Consider the following 18,300-nt stretch of genomic DNA (forward strand, 5'->3'; position numbering starts at 1 on the left):
GCGCCCCGAGCTGACCCAGGGACACACCAACATGACCGAGAATACTCCATCCTTGTGGCTGAAGCGCGGCGAGGAACGGCGGCTGCGCGCAGGGCATCTGTGGATTTTCGGCAATGAGGTGGATACGGCGCGCTCGGCGCTGAACGAACTGCCGCCGGGCACGCCTGTGGTGATACGCACCAATGCGGGGAAGGCGCTGGGCACCGGATACGCCAACCCTCACTCGCTCATCGCCGGACGACTGATCAGCCGCGATCCGGAGCGCCTGCTGGACGAGTCGCTGCTGGTACACCGACTGAACCTGGCGCTGGCGGCACGGCGGCGCCACTTCGCCAGCGATCACTATCGGCTGATTCACGGCGATGCCGACGGCCTCTCTGGCCTGGTTATTGACCGTTACGGCGACGTCTGCGTGGTGCAGCCCAACACCGCCGGAATGGAACTGGCGCTGGATGCCATCATCCGCGCGCTGCAACGGGCAGTGGCACCGTCCGCCATCCTTATCCGCGCCGACAGTGGATTGCGTGTGCTTGAGGGGCTGGAGAGCTATGTTCGCTGGGCGGAGGGAGAGCCCCGGGAATTTCTCGAACTGGAGGAGAACGGCTGCCGCTTCCGCGTCTCGGCAACCGAGGGGCAGAAAACCGGCTGGTACTACGACCATCGGGCCAACCGTGCCCGGCTGGCGCCCTACGTGCGAGGCCTGCGGGTACTGGACGTGTTCTCTTATGTCGGTGGCTGGGGCGTGCAGGCGCTGGCGGCGGGGGCGTCTGCGGTCACCTGTATCGACAGCTCCGCTGCAGCGTTGGACCGGGCCCAGGAAAACGCGGCACTCAATGGTGTGGGCGAGGGGCTGACGGCCGTCGAGGGCGACGCCTTCGAGGCGCTGCAGGCCCTGCGGGAAGAGCGCGAGCGCTATGACGTGGTGATTCTGGACCCACCGGCTTTCGTCAAGCGGCGCAAGGATCTGCGCAATGGTCTCGCCGGCTACCGACGACTCAATCAGCTTGCCATGCAGGTTCTGGACAAGGACGGCATCCTGGTCAGCGCCTCGTGCTCATCCCACGTCTCTGCCGACGATCTGTTGAAGGAGGTGCTGGGTGGCGCCCGACACCTTGACCGCAGCCTGCAGATTCAGGAGTACGGCGGCCACGCTCCGGACCACCCGGAACACCCCGCCATTCCGGAAACCCGCTACCTGAAGGCCTGGTACTGCCGGGTGCTGCCGGCCTGGAGCACACCCTAGAAGGGAACCGGTGGTTTGGTGGATCAGGGGTGGGTGAGACGGTCAGAGACACGCCGTAAACCCATCCATGGGGGCTCGACAGCGACATCCATGTCGCTGACGGTCTCTGACCGTCTCACCCACCCCTGATCCACCAAACCACAACCAACCATCCGGCAAGGATATAGGTCTTTCCCCGGGACGCCGCTGCCTCTACCATTGCCAACCATGCTCACCTATCCCGACATCGATCCAGTCGCCATCAGCCTCGGCCCCGTGGCAATCCACTGGTACGGACTCATGTACCTGTTCGGCTTCATTGCCGGCTGGTGGCTGGGCTGGGTCAGGGCAGCGCGCCCCGACACACCGTTGCAACCGCCCCAGGTGGCGGACCTGCTGTTCTACGTGGCCTTCGGCATCATCGCTGGGGGTCGGCTGGGATACATCCTGTTTTACGACACCGCCAACGTGCTGGCCGATCCGCTGCGGCTGATCCGCGTCTGGGAAGGCGGCATGAGCTTCCACGGCGGGCTGATCGGCGTACTCATCGGTTGCTGGCTGTACGCACGGAAGCTCGGCATCGGCTTCATGCAGCTGATGGACTTCGTCGCCCCCCTGGTGCCAGTGGGGCTCGGTCTGGGACGCATTGGCAATTTCATCAACGGAGAACTCTGGGGCAAGCCCACCGAGGTCGCCTGGGGTATGGTCTACCCGCCCCTGGGCGAAGTGGCGCGGCACCCATCGCAGCTCTACCAGTTTCTGCTGGAAGGGGTGGTCTTGTTCACGGTGCTGTGGCTCTACTCGGCCAAGCCGCGCCCGACCATGGCAGTGTCCGGACTGTTCCTGGCGCTGTACGGCACGTTCCGCTTCATTGTCGAATTCGTGCGCCTGCCAGACGCGCATATCGGCTACCTGGCGTTTGGCTGGGTCACCATGGGGCAGGTGCTGTCCCTGCCCATGATCCTGCTCGGCCTGATTCTGCTCGCGGTAGCATACCGTGGGGCAGCATCGGCCAAGGTCTGAGGAAACCATGCAACAGTATCTTGATCTCATGCGACTGGTACGGGATCACGGCGTGCGCAAGGAAGACCGGACCGGCACCGGCACCCGCTCGATCTTCGGTCACCAGATGCGCTTTGACCTGGCCGCCGGCTTTCCCCTGGTGACCACCAAGAAAATCCACCTCAAGTCCGTGATCCACGAACTTCTGTGGTTCCTGAGCGGCGACAGCAACATTCGGTACCTGAAGGACAACGGTGTCAGCATCTGGGACGAGTGGGCCGACGAGAACGGTGACCTAGGCCCGGTGTACGGAGTGCAATGGCGCTCCTGGCCGACACCCGACGGACAGCACATAGACCAGATCAGCCGCGTGGTGGAACAGATTCGGCGCAACCCCGATTCCCGGCGGATCATGGTTACAGCCTGGAATCCGGCGGAAGTCGACGCCATGGCCCTGCCGCCCTGCCATGCCCTGTTCCAGTTCTATGTTGCCGAGGACAGACTCTCCTGCCAGCTCTACCAGCGCAGTGCCGATATCTTCCTCGGCGTGCCTTTCAACATTGCCTCCTACGCGCTGCTGACACTGATGGTCGCCCAGGTGACAGGACTCAAACCGGGGGAGCTCATCCACACCCTGGGCGATGCGCATCTCTACAGCAACCACCTGGAACAGGCGGAACTGCAGCTGTCCCGGGAACCCTATCCGCTGCCGACCATGCATCTCGATCCGGCGGTGACCGATCTGTTCGCCTTCCGGTTCGAGGATTTTCGCCTGGAGGGCTATCAGCACCATCCGCATATACGGGCACCCGTAGCGGTCTGACGGGAGGCGGGATGATTTCTCTGATCGCGGCATTGAATCGAAACCATGTGATCGGCCGGGACAACGCCCTGCCCTGGCACGCCCCCGCCGACCTGCGGCACTTCCGGCAGGTGACCATGGGCAAGCCCATGATCATGGGGCGCCGTAACCATGAATCCATAGGCCGCGCCCTGCCCGGCCGCAAGAATATCGTGCTCACCCGCGACCCACTCTACGTGGCCGACGGCTGCCAGGTGGCGAACAGCGTCGATCAGGCCCTGGCGCTGGCCGAGGGTGCCGACGAGGTGATGATCATCGGCGGGGCAGAGATCTATGCCCTGTTCATGCCCCGCGTCGATCGCATGTACCTCACCTGGGTGGATAATAACGAGGCCGGCGACACCCACTTCCCGCCCTTCGACGCGACGGCCTGGTCCGTCATTGACGAGCGACAAGTGCCCGCCAACGCGGACTCCCCCTTCGCGCTTACATTCCAGACCCTAGAAGCTATTGCAACAGGCAGGTAAAAAACTGATACAATAATTATACACAGTTGCTGAAGCACCGCGCGGTCAAGCTGAGAGGATCGAGCATTGAGCAAGGGCCTTTATCCCATTCGCACCATTTCCGCCATGACGGGCGTGAATCCCGTGACGCTGCGGGCATGGGAACGGCGCTACGGGCTGATCCGCCCGCAACGCACGCCGAAGGGGCACCGGCTCTACACCGAGCGCGACATCGATCGGATTCAGCAGATACTCGTTTTGCTCGAGCGCGGCATTCCCATCAGCCAGGCTCAGCAGGTGCTCGACGATGATGATGTTGTACTGGAAGAACCCCAGGCCGGCAGCGAGTCCGAAGACACCCTGTCCACCTGGGACGAGCAGAGGCATCGCTGGCGCGGAGCCCTCGCCAACCTGGATGAACACGCGCTGGATGCCGCATACTCGGAAACCCTCGCACTGTTTCCCGCCGACCTGGTACATGGCCGATTGCTTCGCCCCTTGCTGGCGGATCTTGCCGCCGAGATCGGCGACGACTCCACAGCTCGGGCCCGCCATCGCTTCCTGACCGCTTTCCTGAAGAATAAGCTCAGCGCCCGTTTTCACCATCAGGCCGGGCGCGCCACCGGGCCCAAGCTGATTGCCGCGACCGCACCCGGAGAATGCGACGATCTGGCGCTGATGCTCGCCGCATGCGGTGCGCAGTCTGGCGGCTATCGGGTGGTGCTGCTCGGCGCATCAGTGGACGCAGAGACGCTGGCCGCAGCCGGCGGCCTGTCCCGTAGCGCAGCCGTTCTGCTATCCGCCCATGCCCCCTCCGCCCCTCCCGGTTTACTCGACGCATTGCGCGGCCTGGAATACCCCGTATTCATGCTTGACGGTGCCGCCCACTGGGTGACCAACGAGGGCGATGGCGGCAACCTCATCCCGGCGCGGGATGCGACACGACTGCTACAACTCGTTGGCCGGCATGTTCCACCGGCCACTGTCGGTCGCCAGCGCAGCGTCGGCTAGCACATGGCCACGGCCCTGATATGGCTGCGGCGCGATCTGCGCCTGGCTGACAATCCGGCGATGATCGCCGCCAGTCAGCACCGTCACTGCATTCCCGTCTATGTCCACAACCCGGCCGACGAAGGCGACTGGGCACCCGGAGCCGCCAGCCGCTGGTGGTTGCATCACAGCCTGAAGGCCCTGTCCGCATCACTGGACAAGGCTGGCAGCCGACTGATCATACGCAGCACTCATGACACCCTGGATTGTCTGCGGGCAATCATCAGCGAAACCGGCGCAGAAGCCCTGTACTGGAATCGGGTGTACGAGCCGGCGCTGATCAAGCGAGATCAGACAATCAAGCTCGCTCTCCGGGAAGACGGTCTGGCGGTGCATAGCCTGAATGCAGCCCTGCTGCGGGAGCCCTGGGAAGTGACTCGCCGCGACGGTGGTCACTATCGCGCGTTCACCCCGTTCTGGCGGGCCCTGAGCGCAATGCCACCTATCGCCCCCGAGCCTGCACCGGAGTTGCCGGCGCCGCCACCGGCCTGGCCCAAAGGGCAGCCTGTCGAGTCGCTTGGGCTGCTGCCAGGCATCCCCTGGGATCGCCATTTTCACGATCAGTGGCGGCCCGGTGAAGCCGGGGCCAACGCGGCACTGGAGACCTTTCTGGAGAGTGCCCTGCAGGGCTACGATGACGCTCGCGACCGCCCCGGCCAGGCGGGGACATCCAGGTTGTCACCCCACCTCCACTGGGGGGAGATCAGCCCGCGCCAGATCCGGGCAGCCGTCACCCGACAACAGCAGGAAACCGTACTCCCCGATCACGACGTCGAGAGCTTTCTGTCGGAGGTCGGCTGGCGGGAATTCGCCCATCACCTGCTGTATCATTTCCCACACATGCCGCAGGATCCACTCGATGCCAGGTTTCGGCATTTTCCCTGGGCTGCGGACACTGCCGACGCCTTGCGCGCCTGGGAGCGGGGCCGCACCGGCATTCCCATCGTCGATGCCGGCATGCGTGAACTTTGGGCCATCGGCTGGATGCACAACCGCGTGAGAATGATTGTTGGCTCCCTGCTTACCAAGAACCTGCGGATTCCCTGGCAAACCGGCGAAGCCTGGTTCTGGGATACCCTGGTGGATGCCGACCTTGCCAGCAACAGCATGGGCTGGCAGTGGATCCAGGGTTGTGGCGCCGACGCCGCGCCCTATTTCCGGATCTTCAACCCGGTCCGGCAAGGTGAGCGCTTTGACCCCGAAGGCCACTATGTCCGCCGTTGGGTTCCCGAGTTGCGCGCCTTGCCGGACAAATACCTGCATAGCCCTTGGAGCGCGCCGGAACAGATCCTGCGAGAGGCGGGCGTGCGTCTCGGCGACACCTACCCCAGACCGCTGGTGGACCTGGCCACATCGCGCAAGGATGCCCTGGCCGCCTATCAGGACATTCGCAGCTGACCCCATTCATTGCCGGCCATGGCCTGCAGAATGAAAAGCGTCCGCGCCTTGATTCCCGACTGGATCAGTGAGTGCCGGGGCACCAGTCTGCGCGACGACCTGCTGGCCGGCACCATCACTGCCGTGCTGCTGGTGCCCCAGGGCATGGCACTGGCCCTGCTGGCAGGGTTGCCTCCGATACTCGGCCTCTACGCCGGCATCCTGCCACCGATTCTCTATGCCCTGTTCGGCTCAAGCCGCACCATGGCGGTGGGGCCGGCTTCCGTGGCAGCGTTGCTGGTGGCGACAGCACTGGGCGGCCTCGGCCACGCGCCGGGCAGTGCCGAGGCGATCCAGGGCGCCATCACCCTGGCCGCGCTCAGTGCGGTCATTCTGCTGGCCATGGGGTTCCTGCGCCTGGGCGCGCTGGCGAACTACCTGAGCCATCCGGTGCTGGCGGGCTTCGTCAGTGGCGCCGCCCTGGTGATCATATTCAGTCAGCTGCCGCAGCTGACCGGCGTGGCATTACCCAGGGATGCTGCCTTGCCGGAGCAGCTGATGGCACTCATCAACGGCCTCGCGGGGCTGCAGCCGCCTCTGCTGCTCATGGGCGGCTGCGGGATGATCCTGCTGTTTCTGGCACGCACGCCGCTGGTTCTACTACTGCAGAAAATGGGGCTGCAAGCCGGGCCGGCAAAACTGTTGTCCCGCTGCGCACCGCTGATGATCGTGCTGCTGGCCACGGGGCTCACGGCATTGCTGGGCCTGGAACGACTCGGCATACCGGTGGTGGGTGATATCCCTGCCGGACTGCCGCAGCCTTCACTGGATTTTCTGCACCTGACCGACTGGCGTGCACTGCTTCCCGCAGCCCTGGTGATCAGCATCATCGGTTACGTGGAAAGCGTGTCCGTGGCCAAGGCACTCGCCTGGCGGCGTCGGCAGCGGATTGATCCCAACCGGGAACTGCTGGCCCTGGGTGCCGCCAATGCCGGCGCGGCCTTCAGCGGTACCATGCCGGTGGCAGGAGGCTTCGCCCGCTCGGTGGTCAACTTCGATGCCGGCGCCAGAACCCAGTTCGCCGGTATCGTCACCGCCCTGCTGGTGGCCCTCACCGCGCTCTTTCTCACCCCACTGTTCCAGTCCCTGCCCCTACCCATCCTGGCTGCACTGATCGTGGTGGCGGTCATTCCGCTGATCGATCTGCATACCTTCCGCGCAGCCTGGCACTACGACAAGGCGGACGGGCTGGCCATGCTGATCACCTTCCTTGGCGTGGTGCTGGTGGACATCGAGATGGGCCTCCTCGCCGGTCTCTGCCTGTCGGTAATCGCGCTGCTCTGGCGCACCAGCCACCCCCACGTCGCCGTGGTGGGACGGGTGCCGGGCACCGACTATTACCGCAACGTGAGCCGCCACGAGGTGGAAACCTGGCCGAACCTGCTGCTGCTGCGCATCGACGAAAGCCTGTATTTCGCCAACACCGCCTATGTGGAACAACTGGTGGGCAACGCCCTTGCCCAGCGACCGGAGGTGCGCCATGTGGTATTGATCTGCACGGCGATGAACCATGTGGATCTCAGCGCCGTGGAGACGCTGCAGGGGATGGCGCTGAATCTCCGCGAGGCCGGCGTCACCCTGCATCTGGCCGGGGTGAAGGGGCCAATCATGGATCGCCTCAGGACCTCCGGCCTGATGGAGGCCCTGGGCGAGGGACATATCTATTTCAATACCGAGCAGGCCGTACTCGATCTCGTGTCCCAAAACCGAAGTCCGGCGCATTTCTGACCGTGCATCCCTCGCCGTTCGGCCATGCAATTGATCGCACGTCCCGGTCGGGCCAAACTACGCCGCGACAGCGTTCACACTGATGGAAGAAAGCAAACAATGACAACGCCCCCTGAAACACTGCACGAGACCAACCTGTCATCCCTGCCACTGCTCGCCCGGGGCAAGGTGCGGGATATCTATGCAGTGGGGGAGCAGCACCTGCTGATCGTGACCACGGACCGGTTGTCGGCTTTCGACGTAATCCTGCCCGACGCCATTCCGGGCAAGGGCCTGGTGCTGACCGCCATTTCCCGGTTCTGGTTTGCCCGCACGGCGGGCATCATCCGCAACCATCTGTCCGACATGAGCCTGGAACAGGCGGTGCCGGATGCAGCTGAACGGGAGCTGGTGCGGGGACGGGCGGTGGTGGTGAAGCGGTTGCGACCGCTGCCGGTGGAAGCCATTGCCCGGGGCTACCTCATCGGTTCGGGCTGGAAGGACTACCAGGCCGACGGCACTGTCTGCGGCATTGAACTGCCCGCGGGACTCCGCCAGGCAGAGCAGTTGCCAGAACCCATCTACACCCCCTCCACCAAGGCCGCGGTGGGCGATCACGACATGAACGTCAGCTATGAGCACACCGTGGAGCTGCTGGGCAGCGGACTGGCGGCGCAGGTGCAGACAGTAACCCTGAAGATCTATGCGGAGGCAGCTGCATATGCCCGCGCTCGGGGCATCATCATCGCCGACACCAAGTTCGAATTCGGTCTCGACGCTGGCGGCCAACTGACCCTGATCGACGAGATACTGACCCCCGACTCATCCCGTTTCTGGCCGGCGGACAGTTACGCAGTTGGCAGCTCGCCGCCGAGCTTCGACAAGCAGTTCGTGCGCGACTACCTGGAAACCCTGGACTGGGACAAGACCGCCCCGGGGCCAAGCCTGCCGCCGGAGATCATCAGACAGACTGCCGAGAAGTACGAGGAAGCCAGGCGCCGCCTCATGGGCGACGCCTGAACCGCGAGGGCTAGCCAGCCAGCTCGGTGGCGCGACGTTCCAGCATGGCCACGGCGGGGAGCGTCTTGCCTTCCAGGAACTCGAGAAAAGCGCCGCCGCCGGTGGAAATGTAGGAGATCCGGTCTTCAACGCCATATTTGGCGACCGCCGCCAGGGTGTCGCCACCGCCGGCAATGGAAAAGGCACTGCTCTCGGCAATGGCTTCGGCGAGCCCCCGGGTACCCGCACCGAACTGATCGAACTCGAACACACCCACAGGACCGTTCCAGACCACCGTACCGGCGCTGATGAGCATGCTGGCGTACCGGCTGGCGGTGTCCGGCCCGATATCCAGGATCAGGTCATCGTCCAGAACCTGGTCCACGGGCTTGGTCTCGGCCGCGGCGTCCTCGGCGAAGGCCTTGGCGGTAATCACGTCGGTGGGCACCGGAATCTCGCCGCCCCGGGCCCTGGCCTGCTCCATCAGGCGGACGGCGGCTGGCACCAGATCTGCCTCGTACAATGACTTGCCCACACCATGACCGGCGGCGGCGATGAATGTATTGGCAATACCACCACCAACGATCAGCTGATCCACCTTGTCCACCAGGGTTTCCAGCACCGTGAGCTTGGTGGACACCTTGGCACCACCGACAATGGCAACCATGGGACGGGGCGGTTGCGCCAGTGCCTTGCCCAGGGCATCCAACTCCGCGGAAAGCAGCGGGCCGGCACAGGCCACCGGGGCATACAGACCCACACCATGGGTGGACGCCTGGGCGCGGTGCGCAGTCCCGAAAGCGTCCATGACGTAGATGTCGCACAGCGCTGCCATGCGCCGGGCCAGTTGTTCGTCGTCCTTTTTCTCGCCCCGGTTGAAGCGCACATTCTCGCAGAGCACCACTTCGCCCTCCGCCACGTCGACGCCGTCCAGCCAGTCCCGCACCAGTCGAACCGGGCTGCCCAGCAATTTCTCCAGCCGGTCGGCCACCGGGGCCAGGGAGGCCTCGGCATCGAAGGCGCCTTCCGCCGGGCGACCCAGATGGCTCATCAGCATGACCCGGGCACCCGCGTCACGGGCATGGCGGATGGTGGCCAGCGAGGCCCTGATCCGGGTGTCGTCCGTCACCCGTCCATCACGAATGGGAACATTCAGATCCTCGCGGATCAGCACACGCCTGCCGTGCAGTTCCAGGTCCGTCATTCGAACAATACTCATGCCGTCTCCTTGACCCAATTGCGGGACCAGCACTCGGCCACGTCCAGCATGCGGTTGGCAAATCCCCATTCGTTGTCGAACCAGGCCATGAGGCGGAGCAACCGACCGGTCACCCGGGTCTGGGTGCCGTCGACGATGCAGGAATGGGGGTCGTGGTTGAAATCACACGAGGCGTGGGGGCGTTCGGTGAACGAGAGCACGCCCGCCAACGGGCCGGCGGCGGCGTTCTGCAGCCGGCGGTTGATCTCCTCGGCGGTGGCATCGCGGCGCAGTTGCAGACACAGCTCCATGGCCGAGACATTCAGGGTGGGCACCCGCAGGTGATGCGCCTGGATACGGCCGGACAGGGCCGGTAGCAGGCGCTCCACACCACGGCCAAGGCCGGTGGATACGGGAATGATGGATTGCAGCGCCGAGCGCGTGCGGCGCAGGTCCGTCCGGTGGTAGCCGTCCTGCAGAGGCTGATCGTTCATCGCCGAATGAACGGCGGTGATGACGGCGGCCTCGATACCAGGATCATCCAGCAACAGGTGCAACAGGGGCACGACGCAGTTAGTGGTACACGATGCGTTGGAAACGATGCGGGCGTCGCAGTGGAGCGCCGTCTCGTTTACACCGTAAACCACGGTGGCGTCAGCCTGTTCGGCATTACGCATGGGGTTGGAAACCAGCACCCGGGGAACACCAGCCGCAAGGAATCGATCAATGCCGCTGCGGTCGGCATAGCGGCCGGAGCATTCCAGCAGCAGATCCACGTCCAGGGCCGCCCAATCCACCGCCTCCGGGGTGTTGCCATGGCTCACGGCGATGGGCTGCCCGTCAATCCGAAGGCCCCCTTCTCTCTCCTCCACCGGCAGATGGAAACGGCCGTGGGTGGAATCGTAGCGTGTCAGGTGCACGATACTCTCGAGATCAGCCGGCTCGTTGATGGCGACCACCGCCATCCGCTCCCGCAGCGGCGACTCATGGAGTGCCCGCAGCAGACAACGGCCGATCCTGCCATAGCCATTGATGGCCAGCCGGAGCATGTTCGGTCTCTCTCCCCTTTCGTGGCGCACTAGCCGAGCAACGCCCGAGCGCGCTCCACCACATTATCGACGGTAAAACCGAAGTGCTCGAACAGCGCCTCTGCCGGGGCCGACTCGCCGAAGCCGTGCATGCCCACCACATCGCCGTCGAGACCCACATAGCGATACCAGTAATCCGCCAGACCCGCCTCGACGGCGAGCCGCCTGGAGACGCCTGCCGGCAGCACGGACTCCCGGTAGGCCGTATCCTGGCCATCGAACACATCCGTGCTGGGCATGGACACCAAGCGGACCGCGACACCCTCATCATTCAGGCGTTGCCAGGCCGCCTCGGCCAGGGGCACCTCCGATCCGGTGGCGATCAGGATCAGCGCCGGCTCACCGGCACAGTCGCGCAGTATGTAGCCACCCTTGCGCATGTCGGCAAGCTGCTCGGCAGTGCGCTCCAGGCAGGGCAGGCCCTGACGGGTCAGGACCAGGCTGGTGGGGCCGTCACTGCGTTCCACCGCCGCCCGCCAGGCTGCCACTGTCTCGACGCCATCGCAGGGCCGCCACAGGCTCATGTTGGGAATCATGCGCAGGGATGCGACATGCTCCACGGGCTGGTGGGTGGGGCCGTCCTCACCCAGGCCGATGGAATCGTGGGTGTAGACCAGGATGTTTCTGAGCTTCATCAATGCCGCCATGCGCACTGCATTGCGGGCATAGTCCGAGAACACCAGGAAGGTACCGCCGTACGGCAGCAGCCCACCATGCAGCGCCATGCCGTTCTGGATGGCGGTCATGGCGAATTCCCGCACCCCGTAGAAGATGTAGTTGCCGTCGCCGTCCTCGGCGGTGACCGGCGTGGCGGCGGACCAGCGGGTGTTGTTGGAGCCGGTAAGGTCGGCAGAGCCGCCAATCATTTCCGGCAGATAAGGGCCGAAACCTTCGAGCACGTTCTGGGACGCCTTGCGGGTCGCGACTTTCTCGCCCGCCTCGACGATGCGCGCCAGCAATTCATCGGCATGCTTGCCGAAGCTCTCCGGCAATTGCCCGGCCATGCGGCGGTCGAATTCATCGGCCATTTCCGGGTGCGCCTTGCGGTAGGCGGCGTAGACGGTCTGCCACTCGGCTTCCGCCGCCTTGCCCCGGGCCCGGGCATCCCAGCCGGCATAGATCTCATCGGGGACTTCGAATGGAGGGTGCGTCCAGTGCAGGAACTCCCGGGTCGCCTGGATTTCATCATCACCCAGCGGCGCACCGTGCACGCCGTGGGTGCCACAGGCATTGGGGGCACCAAAGCCGATCACCGTCTTGCAGCAGATCAGGCTGGGGCGGTCCTTGACCTTGCGCGCCTCGGCCAGCGCCTTGCTCACAGCTTCCGGATCGTGGCCGTCGACATCGGCGACCACGTGCCAGCCATAGGCACGGAAACGCTTCGGGGTGTCATCGGTGAACCAGCCCTCCACCTTGCCGTCGATGGAAATGCCGTTATCGTCGTAAAACACCACCAGCTTGCCCAGCCCCAGGGTGCCGGCCAGTGAGCAGGCCTCGTGGGACACGCCCTCCATCAGGCAGCCATCGCCGACAAAGCAGTAGGTGTAGTGGTCCACCAGCGGATGCCCGGGCCGGTTGAACTGCGCCGCCAGCACCTTCTCCGCCAGTGCCATGCCGACGGCATTGGCCAACCCCTGACCCAGCGGGCCGGTGGTTGTCTCCACGCCGGCGGTATAACCGTACTCCGGATGACCCGGCGTCCTGGAGTGCAACTGGCGGAAGTCCCGCAGATCATCCATGGACAGGTCGTAGCCGGACAGGTGCAGCAGACTGTAAATCAGCATGGACCCATGGCCGTTGGAGAGTACGAAGCGATCCCGGTTGACCCAGGCCGGGTTGGCCGGATTGTGTCGCAGGGCGTCGTTCCACAGCACCTCGGCGATGTCCGCCATACCCATGGGTGCCCCGGGGTGGCCGGATTTGGCACGCTGCACGGCGTCCATGCTGAGGGCGCGGATGGCATTCGCAAGTTCTCTGCGAGAGGGCATAGGTCTCGGTCTCCAGGGTCGCTGCAGGACATTTTTAAGGAGGCTTCGCGGGGTTATCGGGCAGGGCCCCGTCGCGATAAAGGCCGCAATTTTCTCGAAGTTTCCCGGCGCGAGCAAGGGAAGACAAGCGGATTCGGTGGCGGCGGGCGGAAATGCCACCAGCCAACTGTCGTCATCGCGGCCCTCGCCTTGTACAATCCTGCTCCATTCAAATCAATCGCGCGCGCTTGCGCGTGCTGCAGCGACACTGCCAGGAGGTTCGCAGGGTGAGAGATTATCTTTTCACGTCGGAATCGGTCTCAGAGGGCCATCCGGACAAGATGGCCGACCAGATCTCGGATGCCATCCTCGATGCCATACTCGAGCAGGACCCCAAGGCCCGCGTCGCCTGCGAAACGCTGACCAAGACCGGGCTGCTGTTGCTCGCCGGCGAACTCAAGACGTCGGCGAACATCGACTACGAGGAAATCGCCCGATCCACGGTGCGGCGCATTGGCTACACCGATTCCGAAATGGGCTTTGATGCCGCCACCTGTGCGTTCATCAACGCGCTGGGCAAGCAGTCCATGGACATCAACCAGGGCGTGGACCGGGAGAAACCCGAGGAGCAGGGCGCCGGTGACCAGGGCCTGATGTTCGGTTACGCCTGCGACGAGACCGACGTGCTCATGCCCGCGCCCATCACCCTCGCCCATCGACTGGTACAGCGCCAGGCGGAAGCCCGTCGCAGCGGCGCCCTGCCCTGGTTGCGCCCCGACGCAAAGAGCCAGGTGACGCTGCGCTATCGCGACGGCAAGCCGGTGGCCGTGGATGCCGTGGTGCTGTCCACCCAGCACGCTGACAGCGTCTCCGACAAGGACATCCATGAAGGCGTCATGGAAGAGATCATCCTGCCCGTGCTGCCCCGTGACTGGGTCAGCGCGGATACCCGCTACCTGATCAATCCCACGGGGCGCTTCGTGGTGGGCGGACCCATGGGCGACTGTGGCCTGACCGGGCGCAAGATCATCGTCGACACCTACGGCGGCATGTCGCGGCACGGTGGCGGCGCGTTCTCGGGCAAGGATCCATCCAAGGTTGACCGCTCCGCCGCGTACGCGGCTCGCTACGTGGCCAAGAACGTGGTGGCCGCCGGTCTTGCGAACAAGTGCGAGATCCAGGTGTCTTATGCGATCGGAGTCGCGGAACCGACCTCGATCATGGTGGATACTTTTGGCACCGCCAGGATCGACGAGTCCCGCATCGAGGCTCTGGTGCGGGAGCACTTCGACCTGCGCCCCTACGGCATCCTCAAGATGCTCGATCTGCTGCGACCGGTCTACACGAAGACCGCCGCCTATGGCCACTTCGGCCGCGAGGATGCAGGCTTCAGCTGGGAGCGCACCGACCGGGCAGACGCGCTGAGACAGGCGGCTGGCCTATAGAACAGTAAGTCATTGTCATCCTGCCGGCACTGATAGGCGCGATGACAACCATTCGACCCGTCGAGGAGCGTTGCAACAGGGCCCAGGGGCTCTGCCAGGCTCGACAGGTCGCCACAATCGTCACAACGGCGCTCAGCGAAATCGGAGTCTGCAACATGAATGCTGTCGTACAAGCCAATGCTAACGACTACATCGTGCACGACATCGGCCTCGCTGATTGGGGCCGCAAGGAAATCAGCATCGCCGAAACTGAAATGCCCGGCCTGATGGCCGTGCGCGAAGAGTATCGCGATCAACAGCCACTCAAGGGTGCCCGCATCGCCGGCAGCCTGCACATGACCATCCAGACCGCCGTGCTGATCGAAGCGTTGCGGGATCTGGGCGCTGATGTGCGCTGGGCAAGCTGCAACATCTACTCCACCCAGGATCATGCCGCGGCCGCTATTGCTGCCCAGGGCATTCCGGTGTTCGCCTACAAGGGCGAGACGCTGGAAGAATACTGGGACTACTGCCACCGGATCTTCGAATTCGGCAACGGCAAGACCGCCAACATGATTCTCGACGACGGCGGCGATGCAACCATGTTGCTGAGCCTGGGCAGCCGCGCGGAGCAGGATGCCTCGGTACTGGACAACCCCGGCAGCGACGAGGAAAAGGCGCTATTCGCGAGTATTCGCGAGCGCATCAAGGAGCAGCCGGGCTGGTACAGCAAGGCGCTGGCCGAGATCAAGGGTGTCACCGAGGAAACCACCACCGGTGTCAGCCGTCTGCTGCGCATGGAAAAGGCGGGAGAACTGCCGTTCCCGGCCATCAACGTCAACGACTCGGTCACCAAGTCCAAATTCGACAACCTCTACGGTTGCCGTGAATCCCTGCTCGACGGACTGAAACGGGCCACCGATGTGATGATTGCCGGCAAGATCTGCGTGGTCTGCGGCTATGGCGACGTCGGCAAGGGCTGTGCCCAGAGCCTGCGTGGCCAGGGTGCCACGGTGTGGGTGACCGAGATCGACCCCATCTGTGCGCTGCAGGCAGCGATGGAAGGCTACCGCGTGGTCACCATGGAAGACGCCGCCGACCAGGCGGACATCTTCGTCACCGCCACCGGCAACTACCACGTGATCACCCACGATCACCTGGCCCGCATGAAGCACAACGCCATCGTCTGCAACATTGGCCATTTCGACAACGAGATCGATGTCGCCAGCCTCAAGCAGTATGAATGGGACAACATCAAGCCGCAGGTGGATCACATTACCCTGCCCAGCGGCAACAAGCTGATCCTGCTGGCTGAGGGGCGGCTGGTGAATCTGGGTTGCGCCACCGGCCACCCCAGCTTCGTCATGTCCAACTCCTTCACCAACCAGGTGCTGGCGCAGATCGAGTTGCACCGTTATCCGGAGCGCTACGAGCACAAGGTCTACGTGCTGCCCAAGTCTCTGGATGAAAAGGTTGCCGCTCTGCACCTGCAAAAGCTCGGCGCAAAGCTCACCGAGCTGACGCCAGAGCAGGCGGACTATCTCGGCATCGAGCAGAAGGGCCCCTTCAAACCGGGCACCTACCGCTACTGAGCGAGTTCAGCTTGACCCACCGCCCCCGGATTCCATCCCGGGGGCGGTTTGCTGTGGAACGGAGCCCATGACCACAGAAACCAGCACACAACCCGAGTACAGTTTCGAGTTCTTCCCCCCCAAAACGGCGGAAGGCGCGGAAAAGCTGCGTGTCACGCGTGAGCGCCTGGCCGCCCTGGGGCCACGGTTCTTTTCGGTGACTTTCGGTGCCGGCGGGTCCACCCGTGACCGCACCTTCGAGACGGTAATCGAGATCCAGCGGGATTCCGGCATCGACGCCGCACCCCACCTGTCCTGCATCGGCTCCACGCCGGAAAGCATCAGCGAGATCCTGGGTCAGTACCGGGAGGCAGGCATCCGCCACATCGTGGCCTTGAGGGGTGACATGCCCTCTGGAACCGGCACCGGCGGCCCAGGACACTTTCGCTATGCCAACGAGCTGGTGGAGTTCATCCGGGAGCAGCATGGCAACCACTTCCGCATCGAGGTGGCCTGCTACCCGGAGGTGCATCCGCAATCAGAAGACGCCGACACCGATCTGATGCACTTCAAGCGCAAGGTGGACGCCGGCGCCGACAGCGCCATGACGCAGTACTTCTTCAACCCGGACGCCTATTTTCGTTTCGTGGATCGCTGCGCCGACGTGGGCGTGGACATCCCCATCGTGCCGGGCATCATGCCCATCCAGAACTTCAAGCAGCTGGCCCGGTTTTCCGACGCCTGCGGTGCGGAAATCCCCCGCTGGCTGCGCAAGCGGCTGGCCACCTTCGCTGATGACCGGGAGTCGCTGCAGAACTTCGGTGTCGATGTGGTCACCGAACTCTGTTATGACCTGCTCCAGGGCGGCGCCCCGGGACTGCACTTCTATACCCTGAACAGTGCGGCGCTGACGGAGCGTATCTGGAACAATCTGGGCCTCGCGACGGAGACCGAATAGGCTAGACTGACGCCATGCCGAACGACGACCTCGTCCGCCGGGACCTCAACGTCCTCTGGCACCCCTGCAGCCAGATGAAGGACCACGAATGGCTGCCGCTGGTCCCGATCAAGCGGGGTGACGGCGTCTGGCTGCAGGACTTCGACGGCAACCGCTATATCGACGCCATCAGCTCCTGGTGGGTGAACCTGTTCGGCCACGCCAACCCGCGCATCAATCACGCCATCAAGGAACAGCTCGAGGAACTGGAACACGTCATCCTGGCCGGTTTCTCCCACCGGCCGGTCATCGAGCTCTCGGAACGACTGGTGGAGCTGACGCCCGCACCGCTCACCCGCTGCTTCTACAGCGACAACGGCTCGGCGGCGGTAGAGGTGGCCTTGAAGATGAGCTACCACTACTGGCGCAATCAGGGTGCACCGGAAAAGCACCGCTTCATCACCCTGTCCCAGAGCTATCACGGCGAGACGCTGGGCACTCTCGGTGTCGGTGATGTCGCGCTCTACAAGGACACCTACAAGCCGCTGTTGATGGAGGCGATCACGGTTCCGTCACCAGACTGCTTCCAGCGCATCGATGGCGATAGCTGGGCCGATCACAGCCGGCGCAGTTTTGCGCTGATGGAAGCGGCCCTGGAGCGTCACGGGCACGAGACCGCGGCAGTCATCGTGGAACCCCTGGTGCAATGCGCCACGGGCATGCGCATGTACGACCCGGTGTACCTATCCCTGCTGCGCGAGGCCTGCGACCGCCATAACGTCCATCTGATCGCCGACGAGATCGCCGTTGGCTTCGGCCGCACGGGCACCATGTTCGCCTGCGAGCAGGCGGATATCTCGCCGGACTTCATGCTGCTGTCCAAGGGATTGACCGGCGGCTATCTGCCCCTGGCGGTCACGCTGACCACCGACACGGTCTACCAGGCCTTTTACGACGACTACGATACGCTGCGGGCGTTCCTGCACTCTCATAGCTACACCGGCAACCCGCTGGCCTGCCGGGCCGCATTGGCTACGCTGGATATCTTCAAGCAGGACCGGGTACTGGAGCGTAACCGCAGACTTGCGGAAGTCATGGGCCAGGCGGTCAGCCACCTGGCGGATCATCCGAATATCGGCGAAGTTCGCCAGACCGGCATGATCCTGGCCATGGAAATGGTCCGTGACAAGACCACGCGCGCACCCTACCCCTGGCAGGAGCGTCGCGGTCTGCGCGTCTACCAGCACGCGCTGACGCGACAGGCACTGCTGCGCCCGCTGGGCAATGTGGTGTATCTGATGCCGCCCTATGTGATCACGGAAAGCCAGATCGGCCATCTCGCCCAGGTCGCCGAAGAGGGCATCAACCTCGCCACCCGGGACTGACCGAG

15 protein-coding genes and 1 riboswitch are annotated in these 18,300 nt (G+C 64.2%); of the genes, 12 read left to right on the plus strand and 3 right to left on the minus strand.

What is annotated here, in order from left to right; all coding sequences use genetic code 11:
• Positions 1-31 precede the first annotated feature (31 nt).
• The 8 genes from J2T57_RS11155 to J2T57_RS11190 all read left to right on the plus strand — a co-directional run bounded on the left by J2T57_RS11155 (position 32) and on the right by J2T57_RS11190 (position 8,746).
• Positions 32-1,243, plus strand: a complete 1,212-nt coding sequence (locus J2T57_RS11155; protein ID WP_253478064.1) for a class I SAM-dependent rRNA methyltransferase — start codon at positions 32-34, stop codon at positions 1,241-1,243.
• Between the two features lie 207 nt (positions 1,244-1,450).
• Positions 1,451-2,245, plus strand: coding sequence for a prolipoprotein diacylglyceryl transferase (lgt, locus tag J2T57_RS11160; protein ID WP_253478067.1), 795 nt, complete (start codon positions 1,451-1,453; stop codon positions 2,243-2,245).
• A gap of 7 nt (positions 2,246-2,252) precedes the next feature.
• Positions 2,253-3,047: a thymidylate synthase gene (locus J2T57_RS11165; protein ID WP_253478070.1), complete on the plus strand. Its 795-nt coding sequence runs from the start codon at positions 2,253-2,255 to the stop codon at positions 3,045-3,047.
• A gap of 11 nt (positions 3,048-3,058) precedes the next feature.
• Positions 3,059-3,553 carry a dihydrofolate reductase gene (locus J2T57_RS11170; protein WP_253478073.1) on the plus strand — a complete coding sequence of 165 codons (495 nt, stop codon included), beginning with the start codon at positions 3,059-3,061 and terminating at the stop codon, positions 3,551-3,553.
• A gap of 66 nt (positions 3,554-3,619) precedes the next feature.
• Positions 3,620-4,543 (plus strand): MerR family transcriptional regulator, encoded by a 924-nt coding sequence (locus J2T57_RS11175; protein WP_301289334.1) that lies wholly within the window; start codon positions 3,620-3,622, stop codon positions 4,541-4,543.
• 3 nt (positions 4,544-4,546) lie between these two features.
• On the plus strand, positions 4,547-5,980 hold the full coding sequence (locus J2T57_RS11180; RefSeq protein WP_253478076.1) for a cryptochrome/photolyase family protein: 1,434 nt from the start codon (positions 4,547-4,549) through the stop codon (positions 5,978-5,980).
• A gap of 30 nt (positions 5,981-6,010) precedes the next feature.
• Entirely contained in the window at positions 6,011-7,747 is a 1,737-nt protein-coding gene (locus J2T57_RS11185; protein WP_253478079.1) for a SulP family inorganic anion transporter, read from the plus strand.
• A 99-nt stretch (positions 7,748-7,846) separates the two neighbouring features.
• Positions 7,847-8,746, plus strand: coding sequence for a phosphoribosylaminoimidazolesuccinocarboxamide synthase (locus J2T57_RS11190; protein WP_253478081.1), 900 nt, complete (start codon positions 7,847-7,849; stop codon positions 8,744-8,746).
• Between the two features lie 10 nt (positions 8,747-8,756).
• Here J2T57_RS11190 and J2T57_RS11195 read toward each other — a convergent pair whose 3' ends face one another.
• Genes J2T57_RS11195 through tkt form a run of 3 tightly spaced genes read right to left on the minus strand, consistent with a single transcriptional unit; the run spans position 8,757 to position 12,999 of the window.
• Entirely contained in the window at positions 8,757-9,944 is a 1,188-nt protein-coding gene (locus J2T57_RS11195) for a phosphoglycerate kinase (protein WP_253478084.1), read from the minus strand.
• A complete protein-coding gene (locus tag J2T57_RS11200) occupies positions 9,941-10,972 on the minus strand; it encodes a type I glyceraldehyde-3-phosphate dehydrogenase (RefSeq protein ID WP_253478087.1) in 1,032 nt (343 codons plus the stop codon). The genes J2T57_RS11195 and J2T57_RS11200 overlap by 4 nt, the downstream gene beginning before the upstream one ends.
• Positions 10,973-11,001: 29 nt before the next feature.
• Complete coding sequence (gene tkt, locus J2T57_RS11205) at positions 11,002-12,999, minus strand: transketolase (protein ID WP_253478089.1); 1,998 nt, start codon at positions 12,997-12,999, stop codon at positions 11,002-11,004.
• Between the two features lie 266 nt (positions 13,000-13,265).
• Between tkt and metK the strand changes: the two genes are divergently transcribed.
• The 4 genes from metK (at position 13,266) to J2T57_RS11225 (ending at position 18,295) form a co-directional block, all read left to right on the plus strand.
• Positions 13,266-14,423 (plus strand): methionine adenosyltransferase, encoded by a 1,158-nt coding sequence (metK, locus tag J2T57_RS11210; RefSeq protein WP_253478090.1) that lies wholly within the window; start codon positions 13,266-13,268, stop codon positions 14,421-14,423.
• A 56-nt stretch (positions 14,424-14,479) separates the two neighbouring features.
• Positions 14,480-14,564, plus strand: a riboswitch (S-adenosyl-L-homocysteine riboswitch).
• 14 nt (positions 14,565-14,578) lie between these two features.
• On the plus strand, positions 14,579-15,994 hold the full coding sequence (ahcY, locus tag J2T57_RS11215; protein WP_253478092.1) for an adenosylhomocysteinase: 1,416 nt from the start codon (positions 14,579-14,581) through the stop codon (positions 15,992-15,994).
• Between the two features lie 67 nt (positions 15,995-16,061).
• Entirely contained in the window at positions 16,062-16,931 is an 870-nt protein-coding gene (metF, locus tag J2T57_RS11220; protein WP_253478094.1) for a methylenetetrahydrofolate reductase [NAD(P)H], read from the plus strand.
• Between the two features lie 14 nt (positions 16,932-16,945).
• Entirely contained in the window at positions 16,946-18,295 is a 1,350-nt protein-coding gene (locus J2T57_RS11225; RefSeq protein ID WP_253478096.1) for an adenosylmethionine--8-amino-7-oxononanoate transaminase, read from the plus strand.
• Positions 18,296-18,300: the final 5 nt, after the last annotated feature.

The organism is Natronocella acetinitrilica, assembly GCF_024170285.1.
GTDB lineage: Bacteria > Pseudomonadota > Gammaproteobacteria > Nitrococcales > Aquisalimonadaceae > Natronocella > Natronocella acetinitrilica.